Raw genomic sequence first — 23,613 nt, 5'->3', positions numbered from 1 at the left:
ATTTGGCCGTATACTCCTACGTTTTCGACGCCCGCCAAGCGAGGCCACTTTGGACAAGATCCTGATTCGTGGGGCCCGGACCCACAACCTGAAGAACATCGACCTGACCCTGCCACGGGACAAGCTGATCGTCATCACCGGCCTGTCCGGGTCGGGCAAATCGTCCCTGGCATTCGACACGCTGTACGCCGAAGGCCAGCGTCGCTATGTCGAATCGCTGTCGGCCTATGCCCGGCAGTTTCTGTCGATGATGGAAAAGCCTGACGTCGACACCATCGAAGGTTTGTCGCCCGCCATTTCGATCGAACAGAAGTCGACCTCGCACAACCCGCGTTCGACGGTCGGCACCATCACCGAAATCTACGATTACCTGCGCCTGCTGTATGCACGCGTGGGTATTCCGCGCTGCCCGGATCACGACATTCCGCTGGAAGCGCAGACCGTCAGCCAGATGGTCGACTTGGTCCTCGCCCAACCGGAAGGCAGCAAACTGATGCTGCTGGCGCCGGTGATCCGCGAGCGCAAGGGCGAACATCTGTCGGTGTTCGAAGAATTGCGCGCGCAAGGCTTTGTGCGGGCCCGGGTCAATGGCCGGCTCTGCGAACTGGACGAGCTGCCGAAGCTGGATAAACAGAAGAAGCACTCGATCGATGTCGTGGTCGACCGCTTCAAGGTCCGCGCCGATCTGCAACAGCGTCTGGCCGAATCGTTCGAGACCGCGCTGAAGCTGGCGGACGGCATCGCACTGGTAGCGCCAATGGACGACGAGCCGGGTGAAGAAATAATCTTCTCCGCCCGCTTCGCCTGCCCGATTTGCGGCCATGCCATCAGCGAGCTGGAACCCAAGCTGTTCTCCTTCAACAACCCGGCCGGCGCTTGCCCGACCTGCGATGGCCTGGGCGTGAAGCAGTTTTTCGACATCAAGCGCCTGGTCAACGGCGAGCTGACACTGGCCGAGGGCGCGATTCGCGGCTGGGACAGGCGCAACGTCTATTACTTCCAGATGCTCGGGTCGTTGGCGTCTCACTACAAATTCAGCCTGGAAGTGCCGTTCAACGAACTGCCGGCCGATCAGCAGAAGTTCATCCTGCACGGCAGCGGCTCGCAGAACGTCGATTTCAAATACCTGAACGACCGTGGCGACATCGTCAAGCGCTCGCACCCGTTCGAAGGCATCGTGCCGAACCTTGAACGCCGCTACCGCGAAACCGAATCCGCTTCGGTGCGTGAAGAGCTGGCCAAGTTCCTCAGCACCCAGCCTTGCCCGGATTGCCGTGGCACGCGCCTGCGTCGTGAGGCGCGGCATGTCTGGGTGGGCGAGAAAACCCTGCCAGCGGTGACGAACCTGCCGATTGGCGACGCGTGTGAGTACTTCGGCGTGCTGAAGCTGACAGGCCGTCGTGGCGAAATTGCCGACAAGATTCTCAAGGAAATCCGCGAGCGCCTGCAGTTCCTGGTCAACGTGGGTCTCGACTACCTGTCGCTGGATCGCAGTGCCGACACCTTGTCGGGCGGTGAAGCTCAGCGGATTCGTCTGGCCAGCCAGATTGGCGCCGGTCTTGTGGGCGTCCTGTACATCCTCGACGAACCATCGATTGGTCTGCACCAACGGGACAATGATCGACTGCTGGGCACGCTCAAGCACCTGCGCGACATCGGCAACACGGTAATTGTGGTCGAGCACGACGAAGACGCGATTCGCCTGGCGGATTACGTGGTGGATATCGGGCCGGGCGCTGGCGTACACGGCGGGCATATCGTCGCCGAAGGCACACCGGCCGAGGTCATGGCTCACCCTGACTCACTGACCGGCAAATACTTGTCGGGCCGGGTGAAGATCGCTGTTCCGGCCAAGCGCACACCGCGTAACAAGAAGCTGTCGCTGTCCCTCAAGGGCGCTCGTGGCAACAACTTGCGCAACGTCGACCTGGAGATCCCGATCGGCCTGCTGACCTGCGTGACCGGCGTGTCCGGCTCCGGCAAGTCGACGCTGATCAACAACACGCTGTTCCCCTTGAGCGCTACGGCTCTCAACGGCGCCACGACGCTTGAGGCCGCCGCGCACGACAGCATCAAGGGCCTGGAGCATCTGGACAAGGTCGTCGACATCGACCAAAGCCCGATCGGCCGGACGCCGCGTTCCAACCCTGCCACCTACACCGGGCTGTTCACACCAATTCGCGAACTGTTCGCCGGCGTGCCGGAATCTCGCTCACGGGGTTATGGCCCGGGACGTTTCTCCTTCAACGTGAAGGGAGGACGCTGCGAAGCCTGCCAGGGCGACGGGTTGATCAAGGTGGAAATGCACTTCCTGCCAGACATCTACGTCCCGTGCGACGTCTGCAAGAGCAAGCGCTACAACCGTGAAACCCTTGAGATCAAGTACAAGGGCAAGAGCATCCATGAAACCCTCGAGATGACTATCGAGGAAGCCCGGGTGTTCTTCGACGCGGTTCCAGCGCTGGCACGCAAACTTCAGACGCTGATGGATGTTGGCTTGTCGTACATCAAGCTCGGGCAATCGGCGACCACGCTGTCCGGTGGTGAGGCACAACGGGTGAAACTGTCCCGCGAACTGTCCAAACGCGATACCGGCAAGACCCTGTATATCCTCGATGAGCCAACGACCGGCCTGCACTTCGCGGATATCCAGCAACTGCTTGATGTACTGCATCGACTGCGCGACCACGGCAACACGGTGGTGGTGATCGAGCACAACCTGGACGTGATCAAGACCGCCGATTGGCTGGTGGACCTTGGGCCAGAGGGCGGCTCCAAGGGCGGGCAGATTATTGCCGTCGGCACACCGGAAGAAGTGTCGGAGATGAAGCAGTCTCATACCGGCTTCTACCTCAAGCCGCTGCTGGCTCGCGACAAGGCCTGAATCACGGCCATGAAAAAGCCCCTGTCACTTTCTCGGTGACAGGGGCTTTTTTGTCTTCGTTGAATCAGGTGTGCGATTGCAGGTAATTTTCCAGACCGATCAGTTTGATCAGGCCTAGCTGCTTTTCGAGCCAGTAGGTGTGATCTTCTTCGGTGTCGTTCAATTGGATTCGCAGCATCTCACGGCTGACGTAATCTCCGTGCTGCTCGCAGAGTTCGATGCCTTTGCAGAGCGCGGCCCGGACTTTATATTCCAGCCGCAGGTCGGCAGCGAGCATGTCCGGCACGGTGTTGCCGACATCAAGGTCGTCCGGACGCATACGCGGCGTGCCTTCGAGCATCAGAATTCGGCGCATCAAGGCATCAGCGTGCCCGGCTTCTTCTTCCATCTCGTGGTTGATACGTTCGTAGAGCTTGGTGAAACCCCAGTCCTCATACATCCGCGAATGGACGAAATATTGATCACGCGCCGCCAGTTCGCCGGTCAGCAACGTGTTGAGGTAATCGATTACGTCTGGGTGGCCTTGCATCGCCCTACATCTCCCTGCTTGAAAGTCTGTAGTTTGAACCACGAAGACTGATTGGTCACTCCGCTAGCGCGATAAAAGCGAAGATATTCCGAGAAAAGTGGTTTAAATCACGCAAAAACCGCCCAATCGAGGGCGGTTCTGTTTCTCATTTAGACTTCGTTAAGCTGTACGTTGAGCAGCGTTGCGATTGCTTCTCCGTACGCCGGATCCGCTTTGTAGAAATGCTGCAATTGACGGTCAACCACATCGCTGGATACCCCCGCCATCGCACCGGCAATGTTGCTGACCAGCAGCGCTTTCTGCTCGTCGTTCATCAAACGGAATAACGCACCGGCGTGGCTGTAGTAGTCGGTATCTTCGCGGTGATCGTAACGATCAGCTGCACCGCTCAGCGCCAATGGCGGTTCTGCATAACGAGGCGCTTGCTTCGGTGCGTCAACGTAGCTGTTCGGCTCGTAGTTGGGAGCCGCACCGCCGTTACTGCCAAACGCCATCGAACCGTCGCGCTGGTAGCTGTTCACCGGGCTGCGAGGCGCGTTCACCGGCAATTGCTGGTGATTGGTGCCGATACGGTAGCGGTGAGCATCCGCGTAAGCGAAAACGCGACCTTGCAGCATGCGGTCAGGCGACAAGCCGACACCTGGGACCATGTTGCTCGGACCGAACGCCGCCTGCTCGACTTCAGCAAAGTAATTCAGCGGATTGCGATTGAGCTCCAGCTCACCGACTTCGATCAGTGGAAACTCTTTCTGCGACCAGGTTTTGGTCACATCGAACGGGTTCTCGTGGTGCGCCGCAGCTTGAGCTTCCGTCATGATTTGTACGCACACGCGCCATTTCGGGAAGTCACCGCGCTCGATCGCGCCGAACAGATCGCGCTGGGCATAATCAGGATCAGTACCCGCCAGGCGTGCCGCTTCTGCCGGAGCGAGGTTTTTGATTCCCTGTTTGGTTTTGTAGTGCCACTTCACCCAGTGACGCTCGCCATTGGCGTTGATCAGGCTGTAGGTGTGGCTGCCGAAGCCGTGCATGTGACGGTAGCCGTCAGGGATGCCGCGATCGGAGAACAGGATCGTGACCTGGTGCAACGCCTCAGGCGAATGCGACCAGAAGTCCCACATCATCTGCGCACTTTTCAGGTTGCTTTGAGGCAGGCGCTTTTGCGTGTGGATGAAGTCCGGAAATTTCAACGGATCACGGATGAAGAACACGGGCGTGTTGTTGCCAACAATGTCCCAGTTACCTTCTTCGGTGTAGAACTTCAGGGCAAAACCACGTGGATCGCGCTCGGTATCGGCCGAACCACGCTCACCGCCAACGGTGGAGAACCGCAGGAAAGTGGAGGTTTGCTTGCCGACGGACTCAAACAGTTTGGCGCTAGTGTACTCGGTGATATCCCGCGTGACGGTGAACGTACCGTAAGCACCCGAGCCCTTGGCGTGTACACGGCGTTCCGGGATGTTTTCGCGGTTGAAGTGGGCAAGCTTCTCGATCAGGTGAAAGTCGTCGAGCAGCAGCGGGCCACGGGGGCCGGCGGAACGGGAATTCTGGTTATCGGCGACAGGAGCGCCACTGGCGGTGGTAAGCGTTTTACTCTGGCTCATGCGATCTCTTCCTTTGTCAGTCTATAGCTGCCGGCTAATCGGCTTGGGACGGAGTATTGACCATTGATCAAGAAGGCTACAAATTCATTAATTTGCAGAGATCAATAGAAAAATACTACCAACGAATGCCGTTAACAGAATGAAGGCATGAAACGCAGGAAAGCTTGTATAAACCGCGCGTTTCTTACAGGCACAAAAAACCGGGCACTAGGCCCGGTTTTTCGTTTCAGACTGACGTCTTACTCGGCGGATACAGCTTCGCCGGCAGTAGCACGATCAACCAACTCGACGTACGCCATAGGCGCGTTGTCGCCAGTGCGGAAGCCGCACTTGAGGATGCGCAGGTAGCCACCCTCACGGGTAGCGTAACGCTTGCCCAGGTCGTTGAAGAGCTTGCCAACGATAGCTTTCGAACGAGTACGGTCGAAAGCCAGACGGCGGTTAGCCAGGCTGTCTGTCTTGGCCAAAGTGATCAGCGGCTCAGCAACGCGACGCAGTTCTTTAGCTTTCGGCAGTGTAGTTTTGATCAGCTCGTGCTCGAACAGCGACACTGCCATGTTTTGAAACATGGCCTTGCGGTGCGAGCTAGTGCGGCTCAGGTGACGACCACTTTTACGATGACGCATGGTTCATTCCTTACCAAACACGACGTTCGGTGATTACGACGATCAGGCAGTCGCCTTGTCGTCCTTCTTAAGACTTGCAGGCGGCCAGTTGTCGAGGCGCATGCCGAGGGACAGACCGCGGGAGGCCAGAACGTCCTTGATTTCAGTCAAGGATTTCTTGCCAAGGTTCGGAGTCTTCAACAGCTCTACTTCGGTACGCTGAATCAGGTCACCGATGTAGTAGATGTTTTCCGCCTTAAGGCAGTTAGCCGAACGTACAGTCAGTTCCAGATCGTCAACCGGGCGAAGCAGGATCGGATCGATCTCGTCTTCCTGCTCGACAACCACTGGCTCACTGTCACCTTTGAGATCGACGAACGCAGCCAACTGCTGTTGCAGAATGGTTGCAGCGCGGCGGATAGCCTCTTCAGGATCCAGGGTACCGTTGGTTTCCAGATCAATAACCAGCTTGTCCAGGTTAGTACGCTGCTCGACACGGGCGTTTTCCACCACGTATGCGATACGGCGAACCGGGCTGAACGAAGAGTCAAGCTGCAAGCGACCGATGCTGCGGCTTTCGTCTTCATCGCTCTGACGCGAGTCTGCCGGTTCATAACCACGACCACGAGCTACGGTGAGCTTCATGTTCAGGGCGCCGTTAGACGCCAGGTTAGCGATTACGTGATCGGGGTTAACGATCTCGACATCATGATCCAGCTGAATATCGGCAGCGGTAACCACCCCCGAACCCTTCTTCGACAAGGTCAGCGTAACTTCGTCACGACCGTGCAGCTTGATAGCCAGACCTTTAAGGTTCAACAGGATTTCAATTACGTCTTCCTGTACGCCTTCGATGGCGCTGTACTCATGGAGTACACCGTCAATCTCGGCCTCGACTACTGCACAGCCGGGCATTGAGGACAACAGGATGCGGCGCAGCGCGTTGCCCAGGGTGTGGCCGAAACCACGCTCGAGAGGCTCGAGAGTGATCTTGGCGCGGGTTGGACTGACAACCTGCACATCAATGTGGCGGGGTGTCAGGAACTCATTTACCGAAATCTGCATGGATGCACCTATTTTCTAGCCCTTACTTGGAGTAGAGCTCGACAATCAGGCTTTCGTTGATGTCGGCGGACAGATCACTGCGAGCTGGAACGTTCTTGAAAACGCCCGACTTCTTCTCAGTGTCTACTTCTACCCATTCTACGCGGCCACGTTGGGCACACAGATCGAGAGCTTGGACAATGCGAAGTTGGTTCTTTGCTTTCTCGCGAATCGCGACCACGTCACCAGCACGAACCTGGTACGACGGTACGTTTACGGTCTGACCGTTAACGCTGACGGATTTGTGCGATACCAGCTGACGGGATTCGGCACGAGTAGAGCCAAAACCCATACGGTATACAACGTTGTCCAGACGGCATTCGAGCAGTTGCAGCAGGTTTTCACCGGTTGCACCTTTCTTGCCAGCAGCTTCTTTGTAGTAGCCGCTGAATTGACGCTCGAGAACGCCGTAGATACGACGGACCTTCTGCTTTTCACGCAGTTGGGTGCCGTAATCGGACTGGCGACCGCGGCGTTGGCCGTGGATACCAGGTGCTGCTTCAATGTTGCACTTCGATTCGATCGCGCGCACGCCGCTCTTCAGAAAGAGATCGGTGCCTTCGCGACGAGCGAGTTTGCATTTTGGACCAATGTAACGAGCCATTCTTTACAATCTCCTGGATTACACGCGGCGCTTCTTCGGCGGACGGCACCCGTTGTGCGGGATTGGCGTCACGTCGGTGATGCTGGCGATCTTGTAGCCACAGCCGTTCAAAGCGCGGACTGCAGATTCACGACCTGGGCCTGGACCTTTGACGTTAACGTCGAGGTTTTTCAGACCGTATTCCAGCGCAGCTTGACCAGCACGTTCAGCAGCTACTTGAGCAGCAAACGGGGTGGACTTGCGGGAACCGCGGAAACCCGAACCACCGGAGGTAGCCCAGGAAAGAGCGTTGCCTTGACGGTCGGTGATGGTCACGATTGTGTTGTTAAAAGATGCATGGATGTGGGCGATGCCATCAACCACTGTCTTTTTAACTTTTTTACGAGGACGAGCAGCAGGTTTTGCCATGATAATTTTCCTGTCGATTCGCGGGGGCGATTACTTGCGGATCGGCTTACGCGGACCTTTACGGGTACGCGCGTTAGTCTTGGTACGCTGACCGCGCACTGGAAGACCACGACGATGACGCAGACCGCGATAGCAACCGAGGTCCATCAAACGCTTGATTTTCATGTTGATTTCGCGACGCAGGTCACCTTCAGTGGTGAACTTCGCCACTTCGCCACGCAGCTGTTCAATCTGCTCGTCGCTCAGATCTTTGATCTTTGCGGCTGGGTTTACCCCAGTCACTGCACAGATCTTCTGTGCAGTAGTGCGACCAACACCATAGATGTAGGTCAGCGAGATAACAGTATGCTTGTTATCTGGAATGTTAACGCCTGCAATACGGGCCATTCAGTGGGACTCCAATTGACAGCTACCTACGCCCCGGAAGCCAAGAAATAGGGCGCGAGATAATATCGCTGTAATAACAAATAATCAACCCGGTAGCGCACTAGCTACCGGGCTTGAAGCACAATCACACTCAGCCTTGGCGCTGTTTGTGACGCGGTTCCGCGCTGCAAATTACTCGAACAACACCTTCGCGGCGAATAATTTTGCAGTTACGGCACAGCTTTTTCACCGATGCACGAACTTTCATCACCAACTCCTCGAACCTTATGGGTACTCAGCGCAACATGCCGCTGCCGTAACCCTTCAGGTTGGCTTTCTTCATCAGGGATTCGTACTGGTGCGAAACGAGGTGCGATTGTACTTGGGACATGAAGTCCATCACAACCACGACGACGATCAGCAACGAGGTCCCGCCAAGGTAGAACGGTACGTTTGCTGCAACCACCAGGAACTGGGGCAACAGGCACACGGCCGTCATGTAAAGAGCACCGAACATGGTCAAGCGGGTCAGAACGCCATCAATGTAGCGCGCAGACTGCTCACCTGGACGGATGCCCGGAATAAAGGCACCGGACTTCTTCAGGTTTTCCGCTACGTCTTTCGGATTGAACATCAACGCCGTATAGAAGAAGCAGAAGAAAATAATCCCTGCACTAAACAGCAGAATATTCAACGGCTGACCAGGAGCGATCGACTGCGAGATGTCCTGCAACCAGCCCATACCTTCAGACTGACCAAACCAGGCACCCAACGAAGCCGGGAACAGCAAAATGCTGCTCGCGAAAATGGCCGGAATAACACCGGCCATGTTCACCTTCAGCGGCAAGTGGCTAGTCTGCGCAGCAAAGACCTTACGGCCCTGCTGACGCTTGGCGTAGTGAACAGCAATACGACGCTGACCACGCTCAATGAACACCACGAAACCGATAATCGCTACTGCCAGCAAACCGATGGCAACCAGGGCGAAGATGTTGATATCACCCTGACGTGCAGACTCGAAAGACTGCCCGATCGCTCTCGGAAGACCGGCGACGATACCCGAAAAAATCAACATCGAGATACCGTTGCCAACACCACGCTCAGTAATCTGCTCACCCAGCCACATCATGAACATCGCACCAGCCACAAAAGTGGATACCGCGACGAAATGGAAGCCAAAGTCACCAGTGAACGCAACGCCCTGCCCTGCCAGACCAATGGACATGCCAATTGCCTGAACGAGAGCGAGGACGACAGTGCCGTAGCGGGTGTACTGGCTGATCTTGCGACGGCCAGCTTCACCTTCCTTCTTCAACTGTTCCAGCTGCGGGCTGACGGCGGTCATCAGTTGCATGATGATCGATGCCGAAATGTACGGCATGATCCCCAGTGCAAAGATGCTCATCCGTTCCAGCGCGCCGCCGGAAAACATGTTGAACAAGCTAAGAATGGTCCCCTCATTCTGTCGAAACAGGTCCGCGAGTCGGTCCGGGTTGATACCTGGAACCGGGATGTGTGCGCCTATTCGGTAGACGATAATCGCCAGGAACAGAAAACGCAGACGAGCCCAGAGTTCAGACATACCGCCTTTGCCGAGCGCAGAGAGAGCACCTTGCTTAGCCATTTATTCCTCGAACTTGCCGCCAGCTGCTTCGATAGCCGCACGCGCACCTTTGGTGGCGCCGATTCCCTTTCCGATGGTGACAGCGCGAGTAACTTCGCCGGACAGCATGATTTTCACACGCTGAACGTTGACGTTGATCACGTTGGCATCTTTCAGGGACTGCACGGTGACGATGTCGCCTTCCACTTTAGCCAGCTCGGACAGACGCACTTCTGCGCGGTCCATGGCCTTCAGGGAAACGAAACCGAACTTCGGCAGGCGACGATGCAGCGGCTGTTGACCGCCTTCAAAGCCTGGAGCAATGGTGCCACCGGAGCGGGAGGACTGACCTTTGTGGCCACGGCCACCGGTCTTGCCCAAACCACTACCGATACCACGGCCCGGACGATGCTTTTCGCGACGGGAACCCGGCGCTGGACTCAGATCATTGAGTTTCATCGATTAACCCTCGACACGCAGCATGTAGTAAGCCTTGTTGATCATCCCGCGATTCTCGGGAGTATCAAGTACTTCTACAGTGTGACCGATGCGACGCAGACCCAGACCCTTAACGCACAGTTTGTGGTTAGGGATACGGCCGGTCATGCTTTTGATCAGCGTAACTTTAACGGTAGCCATGATCAGAAGATCTCCTTGACGCTTTTGCCACGCTTGGCGGCAATGGATTCAGGAGACTGCATAGCTTTCAAACCTTTGAAAGTGGCGTGAACCACGTTTACCGGGTTAGTCGAGCCGTAGCACTTGGCCAGAACGTTCTGAACGCCAGCAACTTCGAGGACAGCACGCATAGCGCCGCCAGCGATGATACCGGTACCTTCAGAAGCAGGCTGCATGTACACCTTCGAAGCGCCGTGACCGGACTTCATTGCGTACTGCAGAGTGGTGCCGTTCAGATCAACTTGGATCATGTTGCGGCGAGCAGCTTCCATTGCCTTCTGGATCGCAGCAGGCACTTCACGCGACTTGCCACGGCCGAAGCCAACACGCCCTTTACCATCACCAACCACGGTCAACGCGGTGAAAGTGAAGATACGGCCGCCTTTAACGGTTTTGGCTACGCGGTTAACTTGAACCAGCTTCTCGATGTAGCCTTCGTCGCGCTTTTGGTCGTTATTTGACATAACTTAGAACTCCAGCCCAGCTTCACGAGCAGCATCAGCCAGCGCCTTGACGCGGCCGTGGTACTTGAAGCCAGAGCGGTCGAAAGCCACCTGCGAGACGCCAGCGGCTTTAGCACGCGTAGCGACCAGCTGGCCAACCTTAGTGGCCGCGTCGATGTTGCCAGTGGCGCCATCACGCAGTTCTTTATCCAAAGTCGAGGCAGATGCCAGGACTTTGTTGCCGTCGGCCGAAATGACCTGGGCGTAGATGTGCTGCGACGAGCGGAACACGCAGAGACGCACGACTTCGAGTTCGTGCATTTTCAGGCGTGCTTTGCGAGCGCGACGCAGTCGAGTAACTTTTTTGTCGGTCATTTGCTATGCCCTACTTCTTCTTGGCTTCTTTACGACGGACGACTTCGTCCGCGTAGCGCACACCTTTGCCTTTGTACGGCTCTGGTGGACGGAAGTCGCGGATCTCGGCGGCCACTTGACCTACCAGCTGCTTATCGATGCCCTTGATCAGGATATCGGTCTGGCTAGGAGTCTCAGCGGTGATGCCTTCCGGCAGTTCATAATCCACTGGGTGCGAGAAGCCAAGAGCCAGGTTCAGCACTGTGCCTTTTGCTTGCGCTTTGTAACCAACACCGACCAGCTGGAGCTTGCGCTCGAAGCCTTGGCTTACGCCTTGGACCATGTTGTTTACCAACGCACGAGTGGTACCAGCCATTGCGCGAGTTTGTTGATCGCCATTGCGAGCAGCGAAACGCAGCTCACCAGCTTCTTCAACGATCTCAACGGACGAATGGATGTTCAGTTCGAGAGTGCCCTTGGCACCCTTCACCGAAAGCTGTTGGCCTGCGAATTTGACTTCGACACCGGCTGGCAGCTTAACGGGGTTCTTAGCGACGCGTGACATGCTTATCCCCCCTTAGAACACAGTGCAAAGAACTTCGCCGCCGACACCGGCAGCGCGCGCAGCACGATCCGTCATCACACCTTTGTTGGTGGAGACGATAGACACACCGAGACCGCCACGAACTTTTGGCAGATCATCGACGGACTTGTACTGACGCAGGCCTGGACGGCTAACGCGCTTCACTTCCTCGATGACCGGACGGCCTTCGAAGTACTTCAGCTCGATGGACAGCAGTGGTTTGATTTCGCTGCTGATCTGATAACCCGCAATGTAACCTTCGTCCTTCAGGACTTTGGCAACAGCTACCTTCAAAGTAGAAGATGGCATGCTTACGACGGACTTTTCAGCCATCTGGGCATTACGGATTCGAGTTAGCATGTCCGCTAACGGGTCCTGCATACTCATGGGCTAGACGCTCCTAATACAAAAAAATTAGCCTTGCGGCTACTACTTGTCGCCGAGCTCATCCATGCGGAAAAAGCACGGGCTCAGGCGAGCCGGGTATTCTAGACACACCCCACAAATGAATCAAGCCCCAAAAGGGGCTTGATTCAAGTTCAAGGTCACCGATGGTCAGGATCTTGCGATCCCGAACACCGAGACTTTGATAGTGCTTACCAGCTGGCTTTAACCAGACCAGGTACGTCACCACGCATTGCAGCTTCACGCAGTTTGTTACGGCCGAGGCCGAACTTGCGGTAAACGCCGTGTGGACGACCGGTCAGGCGGCAGCGGTTACGCATGCGCGAGGCGCTTGCGTCACGTGGCTGCTTCTGCAGAGCTACTGTAGCTTCCCAACGTGCTTCTGGACTTGCGTTCAGATCAACGATGATAGCTTTCAGTGCTGCACGCTTTTTGGCGTACTTGGCAACCGTGAGCTGACGCTTCAGCTCGCGGTTTTTCATGCTCATCTTGGCCATTTTCCTACTCCAATCAGTTGCGGAACGGGAATTTGAAAGCACGCAACAGGGCGCGACCTTCATCATCGTTCTTGGCAGTGGTGGTCAGGGTAATGTCCAGACCGCGGAGAGCATCGATCTTGTCGTAGTCGATTTCCGGGAAGATGATCTGCTCTTTAACGCCCATGCTGTAGTTACCACGACCATCGAAGGACTTGGCATTCAGGCCGCGGAAGTCGCGAACCCGAGGCAGGGAGATCGACAGCAGACGATCCAGGAACTCGTACATACGCTCACGGCGCAGGGTCACTTTGACGCCGATCGGCCAACCTTCACGGACTTTAAAGCCAGCGATGGATTTCCGAGCGTAGGTCACAACGACTTTCTGGCCGGTGATCTTTTCCAGGTCGGCAACAGCGTGCTCGATGACTTTTTTGTCACCGACTGCTTCGCCCAGACCCATGTTCAGGGTGATTTTTGTAACGCGTGGAACTTCCATCACGTTCGAAAGCTTAAGTTCTTCCTTAAGTTTCGGTGCGATTTCCTTCCAGTAAATCTCTTTTAGTCGTGCCATGGTCTTCTACCTAGCAGTGTTCAAGCATCAACCGCTTTTTGGGTCGACTTGAAGACACGAATTTTCTTGCCGTCTTCTACTTTGAAACCAACGCGGTCAGCCTTGTTGGTTTCGCCGTTGAAAATGGCGACGTTAGAAGCGTCCAGTGGAGCTTCTTTTTCGACGATACCGCCTTGTACGCCCGACATCGGGTTAGGCTTGGTATGACGCTTAACCAGGTTCAGACCGCCGATAACCAGACGGTTATTTGCGAGAACCTTAAGCACCTTACCGCGCTTACCTTTGTCTTTGCCGGCGATCACGATGATCTCGTCGTCACGACGAATCTTTTGCATGTCGGATCTCCTTACAGCACTTCTGGGGCGAGCGAGACGATCTTCATGAACTTCTCAGTACGAAGTTCACGGGTCACTGGCCCAAAGATACGGGTGCCGATCGGCTCTTGCTTGTTGTTCAGAAGAACAGCAGCGTTGCCATCAAAGCGGATAATGGAGCCATCAGCACGACGTACGCCGTGACGAGTGCGGACTACAACAGCAGTCATCACTTGGCCTTTTTTCACTTTACCGCGAGGAATTGCTTCCTTCACGGTAACTTTGATGATGTCACCGATACCAGCGTAACGACGATGGGAGCCACCCAGCACCTTGATGCACATAACACGGCGAGCGCCGCTGTTATCGGCCACATCGAGCATGGATTGAGTCTGAATCATATAATTTCTCCGACCCCTAGTCCTTAGACTTCCACAGCGCGTTCGAGAACATCAACCAGCGCCCAAGACTTGGTCTTGGCCAAAGGACGAGTTTCACGAATAGTGACTTTGTCGCCGATGTGGCACTGATTGGTTTCGTCGTGCGCGTGCAGCTTAGTCGAACGCTTAACGTATTTACCGTAGATCGGGTGCTTAACGCGACGCTCGATCAGTACGGTGATGGTTTTGTCCATCTTGTCGCTGACAACACGGCCAGTCAGCGTACGGACAGTTTTTTCGGCTTCAGCCATGATTACTTACCTGCCTGCTGGTTGAGCACAGTCTTCACGCGAGCGATGTCACGCTTAACTTGCGAGAGCAGATGAGACTGCCCCAACTGGCCAGTTGCTTTCTGCATACGCAGATTGAACTGGTCGCGCAGCAAGCCGAGCAGTTGCTCGTTCAGCTGCTGTGCGGATTTTTCACGAAGTTCATTCGCTTTCATCACATCACCGTCCGTTTAACAAAGGCGGTGGCGAGCGGCAGCTTTGCAGCAGCCAGGGCAAAAGCCTCACGCGCCAGCTCTTCAGAAACACCCTCGATTTCATACAGGACTTTGCCTGGCTGAATCTGGGCAACCCAGTACTCCACACTACCCTTACCTTTACCCATCCGAACTTCGAGGGGCTTTTTGGAAATAGGCTTGTCCGGGAATACACGGATCCAGATCTTGCCGCCACGTTTAACGTGACGGGTCAGAGCACGACGCGCTGACTCGATCTGACGAGCGGTGAGACGACCACGAGCTACAGACTTCAGCGCATATTCGCCGAAGCTGACTTTGCTACCGCGCTGTGCCAGACCACGGTTGTGGCCTGTCATCTGCTTGCGGAACTTCGTACGCTTTGGTTGCAACATTTGGCGTACCCCTTACTTAGCAGCTTTTTTACGAGGCGCTGGTGCTTGTGGTTTCAGTTCTTCTTGGCGACCACCAATTACTTCGCCTTTGAAGATCCAAACCTTTACACCGATCACACCGTAAGTGGTGTGAGCTTCGTAGTTGGCATAGTCGATGTCGGCACGCAGGGTGTGCAGTGGCACACGACCTTCGCGATACCATTCAGTACGTGCGATTTCAGCACCGCCGAGACGACCGCTCACTTGGATTTTGATGCCTTTGGCACCAATGCGCATGGCGTTCTGAACAGCGCGCTTCATAGCGCGACGGAACATTACGCGACGCTCCAGCTGCTGAGCTACGCTCTGCGCAACCAGCATACCGTCGAGCTCCGGCTTGCGGATCTCTTCGATATTGATGTGCACAGGCACACCCATTTGCTTGGTCAGGTCCTGACGCAGTTTCTCAACATCTTCACCTTTCTTCCCGATAACGATACCTGGACGAGCGGTGTGGATGGTGATACGTGCAGTCTGAGCCGGACGATGGATATCGATACGGCTTACGGACGCGCTTTTTAGTTTGTCTTGGAGATACTCACGCACCTTCAGATCAGCGAACAAATAGTCCGCATAAGTCCGACCGTCTGCGTACCAGACGGAGGTGTGCTCCTTGACGATTCCCAGGCGAATGCCAATGGGATGTACTTTCTGACCCATCTCTTCGACTCCGTTACTTGTCAGCAACCTTGACAGTGATATGGCAAGACCGCTTGACGATGCGATCAGCACGGCCTTTGGCACGTGGCATGATGCGCTTCAGCGAACGCCCTTCGTTGACGAAAACGGTGCTGACTTTAAGGTCATCAACGTCTGCGCCTTCGTTATGCTCGGCGTTGGCTACGGCCGACTCCAGCACTTTCTTCATGATCTCGGCGGCTTTCTTACTGCTGAAAGCCAACAAGTTGAGCGCTTCGCCCACCTTCTTCCCGCGGATCTGGTCGGCGACCAAGCGGGCTTTCTGGGCGGAGATTCGAGCGCCCGACAACTTAGCGGCTACTTCCATTTCCTAACCCCTTAACGCTTGGCTTTCTTGTCTGCCACGTGCCCACGATAAGTGCGGGTACCGGCGAACTCGCCCAGTTTGTGGCCGACCATGTCTTCGTTAACGAGAACTGGGACGTGTTGACGACCGTTGTGTACTGCGATGGTCAAACCGACCATTTGTGGCAGGATCATCGAACGACGCGACCAGGTTTTCACCGGTTTGCGATCATTCTTTTCCGCCGCCACTTCGATCTTCTTCAGTAGGTGAAGATCGATAAAAGGACCTTTTTTCAGAGAACGTGGCACTGTCGTATCCCTCTATTTACTTGCGACGACGGACGATCATTTTGTCGGTACGCTTATTACCACGAGTCTTCGCGCCCTTAGTCGGGAAGCCCCATGGCGATACCGGATGACGACCACCAGAGGTACGACCTTCACCACCACCATGTGGGTGGTCAACCGGGTTCATGGCAACACCACGAACGGTTGGGCGAACGCCACGCCAGCGTTTGGCACCAGCTTTACCCAGCGAACGCAGGCTGTGCTCGGAGTTCGAGACTTCACCCAGGGTCGCGCGGCATTCAGCCAGCACTTTACGCATCTCACCAGAACGCAGACGCAGGGTCACGTAGACACCTTCACGAGCGATCAGCTGAGCCGAAGCACCAGCGGAACGAGCGATCTGTGCGCCTTTACCTGGCTTCAATTCGATGCCGTGTACGGTGCTACCAACTGGAATGTTACGCAGTTGCAGAGCGTTGCCCGGCTTGATCGGTGCCAGAGCACCTGCGATCAGCTGGTCACCAGCACTCACGCCTTTAGGGGCGATGATGTAGCGACGCTCGCCATCTGCGTACAGCAGCAGAGCGATGTGAGCAGTACGGTTTGGATCGTATTCAATGCGCTCGACAGTGGCAGAGATGCCATCTTTGTCGTTGCGACGGAAATCGACCAGACGATAATGCTGCTTATGGCCACCACCGATGTGACGAGTGGTAATGCGACCATTGTTGTTACGACCACCAGTCTTCGATTTTTTCTCGAGCAGCGGTGCGTGAGGAGCGCCTTTATGCAGCTCCTGGTTGACCACCTTGACCACAAAACGGCGGCCAGGGGAAGTCGGTTTGCATTTAACGATTGCCATGATGCACCCCTTCCTTACTCAGCACTGCTGCTGAAATCGAGATCTTGGCCTGGCTGAAGGGAGATAACTGCCTTCTTCCAGTCATTACGCTTGCCCAGACCGCGAGCAGTGCGCTTGCTCTTACCCAGAACATTCAGGGTAGTAACACGCTCTACTTTCACGCTGAACAGGCTTTCGACGGCCTTCTTGATTTCCAGCTTGGTTGCGTCAGTTGCAACCTTGAAAACGAACTGGCCTTTCTTGTCAGCCAGAACCGTAGCCTTCTCGGAAACGTGCGGGCCAAGCAGAACTTTAAATACGCGTTCCTGGTTCATCCCAGCAGCTCCTCGAATTTCTTCACGGCCGACACGGTGATCAACACCTTGTCGTATGCGATCAGACTAACTGGATCGGAACCTTGCACGTCACGTACATCAACGTGTGGCAGGTTACGAGCAGCCAGGTACAGGTTCTGATCAACGACTTCAGACACGATCAAGACGTCAGTCAAGCCCATGCCAGTCAGTTTGTTCAGCAGATCTTTGGTCTTCGGTGCATCAACAGCGAAGTCCTGAACCACTACCAGACGATCAGTACGCACCAGCTCAGCAAGGATGGAACGCATTGCTGCGCGATACATCTTCTTGTTCAGCTTCTGGGTGTGATCCTGAGGACGAGCTGCGAAAGTGGTACCGCCGCCACGCCAGATTGGGCTACGGATAGTACCGGCACGAGCACGGCCAGTACCTTTCTGACGCCATGGGCGCTTACCGCCACCACGAACGTCGGAACGGGTCTTTTGCTGCTTGGAACCCTGACGGCCGCCGGCCATGTAGGCCACGACTGCTTGGTGAACCAGCGTCTCGTTGAATTCGCCGCCAAATGTCAGTTCGGAAACTTCGATCGCTTGAGCGTCATTTACATTTAATTGCATGTCAGCTTCCCCTTAACCGCGAGCCTTGGCTGCTGGACGTACAACCAAGTTGCCGCCAGTAGCGCCAGGAACAGCGCCCTTGACCAACAACAGATTGCGTTCAGCGTCCACGCGCACTACTTCGAGGGACTGCACGGTCACGCGCTCAGCGCCCATATGACCGGACATTTTTTTGCCCTTGAATACACGACCAGGAGTCTGGCACTGGCCGATAGAGCCTGGAACGCGGTGGGACACGGAGTTACCGTGGGTATTATCTTGCCCGCGGAAGTTCCAACGCTTGATCGTACCCTGGAAGCCTTTACCCTTGGACTGACCGGTTACATCAACCAGTTGACCAGCGGCGAAGATTTCAGCGTTGATCAGATCGCCGGCCTGGTACTCGCCTTCTTCAAGACGGAATTCCATTACGGTACGACCAGCAGCAACGTTCGCTTTAGCGAAGTGGCCAGCTTGAGCAGCTGTAACACGCGAAGCACGACGCTCGCCTACAGTGACTTGCACTGCACGATAGCCATCGGTCTCTTCAGTTTTGAACTGGGTGACGCGATTCGGTTCGATCTCAATGACCGTGACCGGAATGGAGACACCTTCTTCGGTGAAAATACGGGTCATACCGCATTTACGACCGACTACACCAATAGTCATGTTGTAAACCTCATGAGTGTACGGGGCTTTCACCCGCTATGGCCGCCCATTTCAGAGCGTTACACGACTAAGACCGAGTCTTAGCCGAGGCTGATCTGCACTTCCACACCGGCCGCAAGATCAAGCTTCATAAGAGCATCAACGGTTTTATCCGTTGGCTGGACGATGTCCAGAACGCGCTTATGAGTACGGATCTCGTACTGGTCACGCGCGTCTTTGTTGACGTGCGGGGAGACCAGAACGGTGAACCGCTCTTTACGGGTAGGCAGTGGAATTGGACCACGCACTTGAGCACCAGTACGTTTCGCGGTTTCCACGATTTCCTGGGTGGATTGGTCGATCAGGCGATGGTCAAAAGCCTTCAACCTGATACGGATTTGCTGATTTTGCATTGGATTTCAGACTCCGGCTGCTATTCCCACCGAGCGCAATACGCCCGTTAAAAGGAGGCGCAATTCTATAGACGCCCCAGATAGGTGTCAACCCAATAAAAAAGGCCCCCGCTAAGCGGAGGCCTTCTCAAAAAAACCGAGCTATCTCAGAAGAGATAATTACTCGATGATTTTAGCTACAACGCCAGCACCAACGGTACGGCCGCCTTCACGGATAGCGAAGCGCAGACCGTCTTCCATCGCGATGGTTTTGATCAGGGTAACAGTCATCTGAATGTTGTCACCTGGCATTACCATTTCAACGCCTTCTGGCAGCTCGCAGTTACCAGTCACGTCAGTAGTACGGAAGTAGAACTGTGGACGGTAGCCTTTGAAGAACGGAGTATGACGGCCGCCTTCTTCCTTGCTCAGAACGTAAACTTCTGCGGTGAACTTGGTGTGCGGCTTAACCGAACCCGGCTTAACCAGAACCTGGCCACGCTCAACGTCGTCACGCTTGGTGCCGCGCAGCAGCACGCCGCAGTTCTCGCCAGCACGACCTTCGTCGAGCAGCTTACGGAACATTTCAACACCGGTGCAGGTGGTGACGGTAGTGTCACGCAGACCAACGATTTCCAGTGGATCCTGAACGCGAACGATACCGCGCTCGATACGACCAGTCACAACAGTACCGCGACCGGAGATCGAGAATACGTCTTCGATTGGCATCAGGAACGGCTTGTCGGTCAGACGAACTGGTTCTGGGATGTAGCTGTCCAGAGTCTCAACCAGTTTACGAACGGCAGTGGTGCCCATTTCGTTGTCGTCTTTGCCTTCCAGAGCCATACGCGCCGAACCGATGATGATCGGAGTGTCGTCGCCCGGGAAGTCGTAAGTGCTCAGCAGATCGCGCACTTCCATCTCAACCAGTTCCAGCAGCTCAGCGTCGTCTACCAGGTCAGCCTTGTTCAGGAAAACCACGATGTACGGAACGCCTACCTGACGGGACAGCAGGATGTGCTCACGGGTTTGTGGCATCGGACCATCAGCGGCCGAGCAAACCAGGATAGCGCCGTCCATCTGGGCAGCACCAGTGATCATGTTCTTCACATAGTCAGCGTGACCTGGGCAGTCAACGTGAGCGTAGTGACGGATCTTCGAGTTGTACTCGACGTGCGCGGTGTTGATGGTGATACCACGAGCTTTTTCTTCTGGCGCGCTGTCGATTTTATCGAAATCAACGATGGCCGAACCGAATACTTCGGAGCAGACGCGAGTCAGAGCTGCAGTCAGAGTGGTTTTACCGTGGTCAACGTGACCGATGGTGCCAACGTTGACGTGCGGTAGGGAACGATCAAATTTTTCTTTAGCCACGACAATTAACTCCTTGCCTAAAGGGCTGAATCAGCCTTGTTTTTTGGTAACAGTTTCGACGATGTGCGACGGAGCTGTATTGTATTTTTTGAATTCCATAGAGTAGCTTGCGCGACCCTGGGACATGGAACGAACGTCGGTCGCATAACCGAACATCTCGCCCAGCGGAACTTCGGCGCGAATTACTTTGCCGGAGACCGTGTCTTCCATACCCAAAATCATGCCGCGACGACGGTTAAGGTCGCCCATCACGTCACCCATATAGTCTTCAGGCGTAACAACCTCTACCGCCATGATCGGCTCGAGCAACTCACCACCGCCCTTCTGGGCCAGTTGCTTGGTCGCCATGGAAGCAGCCACCTTAAACGCCATCTCGTTGGAGTCGACGTCGTGGTAAGAACCATCAAACACGGTAGCCTTCAGGCCGATCAGCGGATAGCCGGCAACAACGCCGTTCTTCATCTGCTCTTCGATACCCTTCTGGATCGCCGGGATGTATTCCTTAGGAACCACACCACCCACGACTTCGTTCACGAATTGCAGACCTTCCTGACCTTCGTCAGCAGGAGCAAAACGAATCCAGCAATGGCCGAACTGGCCACGACCGCCGGATTGACGAACGAATTTGCCTTCGATTTCACAGTTCTTCGTGATGCGCTCACGATAGGAAACCTGAGGCTTACCAATGTTGGCTTCGACGTTGAACTCACGGCGCATCCGGTCAACCAGGATGTCCAGGTGCAGCTCGCCCATGCCGGAGATGATCGTTTGACCAGTCTCTTCATCGGTTTTGACGCGGAAAGATGGATCTTCCTGAGCAAGCTTGCCCAGAGCGATACCCATTTTTTCCTGGTCATCCTTGGTCTTAGGCTCTACGGCAACCGAAATAACCGGCTCCGGGAAGTCCATACGAACCAGGATGATTGGCTTGTCAGCGTTGCACAAAGTCTCACCAGTGGTGACGTCCTTCATGCCGATCAAGGCCGCGATGTCACCAGCGCGCACTTCCTTGATTTCTTCACGGGCGTTTGCGTGCATTTGCACCATACGACCCACGCGCTCTTTCTTGCCTTTAACCGAGTTGATCACGCCGTCGCCGGAGGCCAACACGCCCGAGTAAACTCGAACAAAGGTCAAGGTACCCACGAATGGGTCGGTAGCGATCTTGAACGCCAGAGCCGAAAACGGCTCGCTGTCGTCTGCGTGACGCTCCATTTCCTTGGTCTCGTCATCCGGGTCAGTACCCTTGATGGCAGGAATGTCGGTTGGAGCAGGCAGGTAGTCGATAACGGCGTCGAGAACCAGGGGAACACCCTTGTTCTTGAAGGAAGAACCGCAAACAGCCAAAACGATCTCACCAGCGATAGTACGCTGACGCAGAGCCGCTTTGATTTCCGCGTTGGTGAGCTCTTCACCCTCGAGGTACTTGTTCATCAGCTCTTCGCTGGCTTCTGCCGCGGCTTCAATCATGTTGCCGCGCCATTCGTTAGCCAGCTCCTGCAGTTCAGCAGGGATAGGCTTACGAACTGGAACCATGCCTTTGTCAGAGTCATTCCAGTAAACAGCTTCCATAGCCATCAGATCGATCTGACCCTGGAAGTTGTCTTCGGAACCGATGGCCAATTGAATTGGCACCGGAGTGTGACCCAGACGCTGCTTGATCTGGCCGATCACGCGCAGGAAGTTGGCACCAGCACGGTCCATCTTGTTTACGTAAACAAGACGTGGAACGCCGTACTTGTTGGCTTGACGCCATACGGTTTCCGACTGAGGCTCAACACCCGAGGTGCCGCAGAACACAACGACCGCGCCGTCGAGAACACGCAGGGAACGCTCAACTTCAATAGTGAAGTCAACGTGGCCCGGGGTGTCGATGACGTTGAAACGGTATTGGTCCTTGTGCTGCTTCTCGGAACCCTGCCAGAAGGCGGTAATAGCAGCAGAAGTAATGGTAATACCACGCTCCTGCTCCTGCACCATCCAGTCTGTGGTCGCGGCGCCGTCATGCACCTCGCCCATCTTGTGGCTTTTGCCAGTGTAAAAAAGGACGCGCTCGGTGGTGGTGGTTTTACCAGCATCCACGTGAGCAACGATACCAATGTTACGGTAGCGGTTAATCGGTGTAGTACGAGCCATAAAGCCCTCGCAAAATTAGTGACGCTGAAATTAGAAGCGGTAGTGCGAGAAAGCCTTGTTGGCTTCAGCCATACGGTGCACGTCTTCACGCTTCTTAACTGCAGCACCTTTACCTTCAGCGGCGTCCAACAGTTCGCCAGCCAAACGCAGAGCCATAGACTTCTCGCCGCGCTTGCGGGCGAAGTCTACCAACCAGCGCATTGCCAGAGCGTTACGACGGGACGGACGAACTTCGACCGGAACCTGGTAAGTAGCACCGCCTACACGGCGCGACTTTACTTCGACCAGCGGAGCGATGGCGTCGAGAGCTTTCTCGAAGATTTCCAGGGGATCGCTGTTCTTGCGTTCTTTAACTTTTTCCAGCGCGCCATAAACGATACGTTCGGCAACGGCTTTCTTGCCGCTTTCCATAACGTGGTTCATGAACTTGGCCAGGATCTGGCTGCCGTACTTTGGATCGTCAAGCACTTCGCGCTTGGCTGCTACGCGTCTTCTTGGCATGGATAAGCCCTCAAACGGTCTTCAGGTTCGCTCGGAATCGGTGCCCTTGCGGGACGCCTCCGACCTTACTCTTATCGACTCAGAAAAATAGAAAATCAGTTTTTACAAAAAGCCGCTACTACTTAGGCTTCTTGGTACCGTACTTCGAACGACCCTGGTTACGACCTTTAACGCCGGAAGTATCCAAAGAACCGCGTACGGTGTGGTAACGAACACCTGGCAAGTCTTTTACACGACCGCCGCGGATCAGTACCACGCTGTGCTCTTGCAGGTTGTGGCCTTCACCGCCGATGTACGAGGAAACCTCGAAACCGTTGGTCAGACGCACACGGCATACTTTACGCAGTGCCGAGTTAGGTTTTTTCGGCGTGGTGGTATACACACGGGTGCATACGCCACGACGTTGCGGGCAGTTCTGCAGCGCAGGCACGTCGGATTTCTCGACGATACGCTTACGCGGCTGACGTACCAGCTGGTTGATAGTTGCCATCTACTAGCTCCACTGTTGTCTTGCGACGCTATTGTCTTGCAAGAAAAGCAAAATGGCAGGAACGAATTCCCGCCAAATTTAGGGGTACAAGAGTCTAAAGAGGATCTTGTCCCCAGTCAAGGCAAGGCCCCGACCTCCCCACCCATCCAACCTCGACAAATTGTCTCGATTCGAT

35 protein-coding genes are annotated in these 23,613 nt (G+C 55.3%); 1 reads left to right on the top strand and 34 read right to left on the bottom strand.

Going from position 1 to position 23,613, the window contains the following annotated elements:
* Nucleotides 1–49: 49 nt before the first annotated feature.
* Nucleotides 50–2,884 (top strand): excinuclease ABC subunit UvrA, encoded by a 2,835-nt coding sequence (gene uvrA, locus SB725_RS19945; protein ID WP_027924375.1) that lies wholly within the window; start codon nucleotides 50–52, stop codon nucleotides 2,882–2,884.
* A gap of 64 nt (nucleotides 2,885–2,948) precedes the next feature.
* Here the strand turns inward: uvrA and bfr are convergent, their stop codons facing one another.
* The 34 genes from bfr to rpsL all read right to left on the bottom strand — a co-directional run bounded on the left by bfr (nucleotide 2,949) and on the right by rpsL (nucleotide 23,438).
* Nucleotides 2,949–3,413, bottom strand: coding sequence for a bacterioferritin (gene bfr / locus SB725_RS19940; protein ID WP_059182081.1), 465 nt, complete (start codon nucleotides 3,411–3,413; stop codon nucleotides 2,949–2,951).
* Between the two features lie 149 nt (nucleotides 3,414–3,562).
* Nucleotides 3,563–5,017 carry a catalase gene (locus SB725_RS19935; protein ID WP_027924377.1) on the bottom strand — a complete coding sequence of 485 codons (1,455 nt, stop codon included), beginning with the start codon at nucleotides 5,015–5,017 and terminating at the stop codon, nucleotides 3,563–3,565.
* A 239-nt stretch (nucleotides 5,018–5,256) separates the two neighbouring features.
* Entirely contained in the window at nucleotides 5,257–5,643 is a 387-nt protein-coding gene (gene rplQ / locus SB725_RS19930) for a 50S ribosomal protein L17 (protein WP_007918448.1), read from the bottom strand.
* A 42-nt stretch (nucleotides 5,644–5,685) separates the two neighbouring features.
* Nucleotides 5,686–6,687 (bottom strand): DNA-directed RNA polymerase subunit alpha, encoded by a 1,002-nt coding sequence (locus tag SB725_RS19925; protein ID WP_003186012.1) that lies wholly within the window; start codon nucleotides 6,685–6,687, stop codon nucleotides 5,686–5,688.
* A gap of 22 nt (nucleotides 6,688–6,709) precedes the next feature.
* Entirely contained in the window at nucleotides 6,710–7,330 is a 621-nt protein-coding gene (gene rpsD / locus SB725_RS19920; RefSeq protein WP_003210056.1) for a 30S ribosomal protein S4, read from the bottom strand.
* An 18-nt stretch (nucleotides 7,331–7,348) separates the two neighbouring features.
* Nucleotides 7,349–7,738, bottom strand: a complete 390-nt coding sequence (gene rpsK / locus SB725_RS19915; RefSeq protein WP_002555466.1) for a 30S ribosomal protein S11 — start codon at nucleotides 7,736–7,738, stop codon at nucleotides 7,349–7,351.
* A 30-nt stretch (nucleotides 7,739–7,768) separates the two neighbouring features.
* Nucleotides 7,769–8,125 carry a 30S ribosomal protein S13 gene (gene rpsM / locus SB725_RS19910; RefSeq protein WP_003186020.1) on the bottom strand — a complete coding sequence of 119 codons (357 nt, stop codon included), beginning with the start codon at nucleotides 8,123–8,125 and terminating at the stop codon, nucleotides 7,769–7,771.
* Between the two features lie 130 nt (nucleotides 8,126–8,255).
* Nucleotides 8,256–8,372 (bottom strand): 50S ribosomal protein L36, encoded by a 117-nt coding sequence (rpmJ, locus tag SB725_RS19905; RefSeq protein WP_002555468.1) that lies wholly within the window; start codon nucleotides 8,370–8,372, stop codon nucleotides 8,256–8,258.
* Between the two features lie 27 nt (nucleotides 8,373–8,399).
* Complete coding sequence (secY, locus tag SB725_RS19900) at nucleotides 8,400–9,728, bottom strand: preprotein translocase subunit SecY (RefSeq protein ID WP_003228718.1); 1,329 nt, start codon at nucleotides 9,726–9,728, stop codon at nucleotides 8,400–8,402.
* Nucleotides 9,729–10,166: a 50S ribosomal protein L15 gene (gene rplO / locus SB725_RS19895; protein ID WP_007896782.1), complete on the bottom strand. Its 438-nt coding sequence runs from the start codon at nucleotides 10,164–10,166 to the stop codon at nucleotides 9,729–9,731.
* 3 nt (nucleotides 10,167–10,169) lie between these two features.
* Nucleotides 10,170–10,346 carry a 50S ribosomal protein L30 gene (gene rpmD, locus SB725_RS19890; protein ID WP_003186033.1) on the bottom strand — a complete coding sequence of 59 codons (177 nt, stop codon included), beginning with the start codon at nucleotides 10,344–10,346 and terminating at the stop codon, nucleotides 10,170–10,172.
* Nucleotides 10,347–10,348: 2 nt separating this feature from the next.
* Complete coding sequence (rpsE, locus tag SB725_RS19885; protein ID WP_007943782.1) at nucleotides 10,349–10,849, bottom strand: 30S ribosomal protein S5; 501 nt, start codon at nucleotides 10,847–10,849, stop codon at nucleotides 10,349–10,351.
* Between the two features lie 3 nt (nucleotides 10,850–10,852).
* Nucleotides 10,853–11,203, bottom strand: coding sequence for a 50S ribosomal protein L18 (rplR, locus tag SB725_RS19880; protein ID WP_003186037.1), 351 nt, complete (start codon nucleotides 11,201–11,203; stop codon nucleotides 10,853–10,855).
* 10 nt (nucleotides 11,204–11,213) lie between these two features.
* The gene (gene rplF, locus SB725_RS19875; RefSeq protein ID WP_003176412.1) at nucleotides 11,214–11,747 is read right to left on the bottom strand and encodes a 50S ribosomal protein L6; all 534 of its coding nucleotides are present in this window, start codon (nucleotides 11,745–11,747) and stop codon (nucleotides 11,214–11,216) included.
* A 12-nt stretch (nucleotides 11,748–11,759) separates the two neighbouring features.
* Nucleotides 11,760–12,152: a 30S ribosomal protein S8 gene (gene rpsH / locus SB725_RS19870; protein ID WP_003186040.1), complete on the bottom strand. Its 393-nt coding sequence runs from the start codon at nucleotides 12,150–12,152 to the stop codon at nucleotides 11,760–11,762.
* Between the two features lie 209 nt (nucleotides 12,153–12,361).
* The gene (gene rpsN, locus SB725_RS19865; protein WP_003176414.1) at nucleotides 12,362–12,667 is read right to left on the bottom strand and encodes a 30S ribosomal protein S14; all 306 of its coding nucleotides are present in this window, start codon (nucleotides 12,665–12,667) and stop codon (nucleotides 12,362–12,364) included.
* A gap of 13 nt (nucleotides 12,668–12,680) precedes the next feature.
* Nucleotides 12,681–13,220 (bottom strand): 50S ribosomal protein L5, encoded by a 540-nt coding sequence (gene rplE, locus SB725_RS19860; RefSeq protein WP_003176415.1) that lies wholly within the window; start codon nucleotides 13,218–13,220, stop codon nucleotides 12,681–12,683.
* A gap of 20 nt (nucleotides 13,221–13,240) precedes the next feature.
* On the bottom strand, nucleotides 13,241–13,555 hold the full coding sequence (rplX, locus tag SB725_RS19855; protein ID WP_003176416.1) for a 50S ribosomal protein L24: 315 nt from the start codon (nucleotides 13,553–13,555) through the stop codon (nucleotides 13,241–13,243).
* A gap of 11 nt (nucleotides 13,556–13,566) precedes the next feature.
* Nucleotides 13,567–13,935, bottom strand: a complete 369-nt coding sequence (gene rplN, locus SB725_RS19850; RefSeq protein ID WP_002555479.1) for a 50S ribosomal protein L14 — start codon at nucleotides 13,933–13,935, stop codon at nucleotides 13,567–13,569.
* A gap of 23 nt (nucleotides 13,936–13,958) precedes the next feature.
* Nucleotides 13,959–14,225 (bottom strand): 30S ribosomal protein S17, encoded by a 267-nt coding sequence (gene rpsQ, locus SB725_RS19845; RefSeq protein WP_003176419.1) that lies wholly within the window; start codon nucleotides 14,223–14,225, stop codon nucleotides 13,959–13,961.
* A gap of 2 nt (nucleotides 14,226–14,227) precedes the next feature.
* Nucleotides 14,228–14,419, bottom strand: a complete 192-nt coding sequence (gene rpmC, locus SB725_RS19840; protein WP_002555481.1) for a 50S ribosomal protein L29 — start codon at nucleotides 14,417–14,419, stop codon at nucleotides 14,228–14,230.
* A complete protein-coding gene (gene rplP, locus SB725_RS19835) occupies nucleotides 14,419–14,832 on the bottom strand; it encodes a 50S ribosomal protein L16 (protein ID WP_007943783.1) in 414 nt (137 codons plus the stop codon). The genes rpmC and rplP overlap by 1 nt, the downstream gene beginning before the upstream one ends.
* A gap of 12 nt (nucleotides 14,833–14,844) precedes the next feature.
* On the bottom strand, nucleotides 14,845–15,531 hold the full coding sequence (gene rpsC, locus SB725_RS19830; protein WP_003176422.1) for a 30S ribosomal protein S3: 687 nt from the start codon (nucleotides 15,529–15,531) through the stop codon (nucleotides 14,845–14,847).
* A gap of 13 nt (nucleotides 15,532–15,544) precedes the next feature.
* On the bottom strand, nucleotides 15,545–15,877 hold the full coding sequence (rplV, locus tag SB725_RS19825; RefSeq protein ID WP_003103908.1) for a 50S ribosomal protein L22: 333 nt from the start codon (nucleotides 15,875–15,877) through the stop codon (nucleotides 15,545–15,547).
* An 11-nt stretch (nucleotides 15,878–15,888) separates the two neighbouring features.
* On the bottom strand, nucleotides 15,889–16,164 hold the full coding sequence (rpsS, locus tag SB725_RS19820; protein WP_002555486.1) for a 30S ribosomal protein S19: 276 nt from the start codon (nucleotides 16,162–16,164) through the stop codon (nucleotides 15,889–15,891).
* 16 nt (nucleotides 16,165–16,180) lie between these two features.
* The gene (gene rplB, locus SB725_RS19815; RefSeq protein ID WP_003176423.1) at nucleotides 16,181–17,005 is read right to left on the bottom strand and encodes a 50S ribosomal protein L2; all 825 of its coding nucleotides are present in this window, start codon (nucleotides 17,003–17,005) and stop codon (nucleotides 16,181–16,183) included.
* 14 nt (nucleotides 17,006–17,019) lie between these two features.
* On the bottom strand, nucleotides 17,020–17,319 hold the full coding sequence (gene rplW / locus SB725_RS19810) for a 50S ribosomal protein L23 (protein ID WP_002555488.1): 300 nt from the start codon (nucleotides 17,317–17,319) through the stop codon (nucleotides 17,020–17,022).
* Complete coding sequence (rplD, locus tag SB725_RS19805; protein ID WP_007896707.1) at nucleotides 17,316–17,918, bottom strand: 50S ribosomal protein L4; 603 nt, start codon at nucleotides 17,916–17,918, stop codon at nucleotides 17,316–17,318. Before rplD ends, rplW begins: the two co-directional genes overlap by 4 nt.
* A 12-nt stretch (nucleotides 17,919–17,930) precedes the next feature.
* Nucleotides 17,931–18,566 carry a 50S ribosomal protein L3 gene (rplC, locus tag SB725_RS19800; protein WP_003186059.1) on the bottom strand — a complete coding sequence of 212 codons (636 nt, stop codon included), beginning with the start codon at nucleotides 18,564–18,566 and terminating at the stop codon, nucleotides 17,931–17,933.
* A gap of 80 nt (nucleotides 18,567–18,646) precedes the next feature.
* Entirely contained in the window at nucleotides 18,647–18,958 is a 312-nt protein-coding gene (gene rpsJ, locus SB725_RS19795) for a 30S ribosomal protein S10 (protein WP_003186070.1), read from the bottom strand.
* Nucleotides 18,959–19,117: 159 nt separating this feature from the next.
* Nucleotides 19,118–20,311 (bottom strand): elongation factor Tu, encoded by a 1,194-nt coding sequence (tuf, locus tag SB725_RS19790; RefSeq protein ID WP_027924378.1) that lies wholly within the window; start codon nucleotides 20,309–20,311, stop codon nucleotides 19,118–19,120.
* Between the two features lie 30 nt (nucleotides 20,312–20,341).
* Entirely contained in the window at nucleotides 20,342–22,447 is a 2,106-nt protein-coding gene (fusA, locus tag SB725_RS19785) for an elongation factor G (protein ID WP_027926089.1), read from the bottom strand.
* A gap of 30 nt (nucleotides 22,448–22,477) precedes the next feature.
* On the bottom strand, nucleotides 22,478–22,948 hold the full coding sequence (gene rpsG / locus SB725_RS19780; RefSeq protein WP_002555493.1) for a 30S ribosomal protein S7: 471 nt from the start codon (nucleotides 22,946–22,948) through the stop codon (nucleotides 22,478–22,480).
* Nucleotides 22,949–23,066: 118 nt separating this feature from the next.
* Entirely contained in the window at nucleotides 23,067–23,438 is a 372-nt protein-coding gene (gene rpsL, locus SB725_RS19775) for a 30S ribosomal protein S12 (protein ID WP_002555494.1), read from the bottom strand.
* Nucleotides 23,439–23,613: the final 175 nt, after the last annotated feature.

This window comes from Pseudomonas sp. SIMBA_041, assembly GCF_046535095.1.
GTDB lineage: Bacteria > Pseudomonadota > Gammaproteobacteria > Pseudomonadales > Pseudomonadaceae > Aquipseudomonas > Aquipseudomonas mucoides.
This window is presented reverse-complemented; position numbering and strand designations above follow the sequence as displayed.